Below are 316 nucleotides of genomic sequence, written 5' to 3'. Positions count from 1 at the left end.
TTGGGCGCCGCCCTCGTAATGCCAGATTTCCTTGCTGCCGTCGACGTAGCTGACGGTGCAGGTGTGATTCTCGTCATCCCATTCAAACCGGGTATCCACCTGGGCACTATCGCCCCATTGCTGCACGCAACGCCCGCTTGGTGAGGCTTCGTCCCATTCAAGATAAAAGCTGTATCCACCGGCAAGCTGTCGGCTGGTCAGCATATGGTTGTCGTAGCCGTAGCGTTCGATGCCACCACCCGCATCTTCAGCGGCGATCAGGTCGTTGTGGCTGTCGTATTCAAAGCGGCGTTCGGTTCGCAGGGGCTGCCACTGG

Annotated in this window: 1 protein-coding gene; it reads right to left on the bottom strand. The window is 58.9% G+C overall.

Annotated features, from left to right (window positions below; all coding sequences use genetic code 11):
• The coding region (locus E5Q11_RS17475) for a hypothetical protein (RefSeq protein WP_135804717.1) at positions 1-316 on the bottom strand (316 nt) is incomplete at both ends.

The organism is Marinobacter confluentis (genome assembly GCF_004785685.1).
GTDB lineage: Bacteria > Pseudomonadota > Gammaproteobacteria > Pseudomonadales > Oleiphilaceae > Marinobacter > Marinobacter confluentis.
Note: the sequence above shows the minus strand (reverse complement) of the source record. Positions and strands in the feature narration are given on the sequence as shown.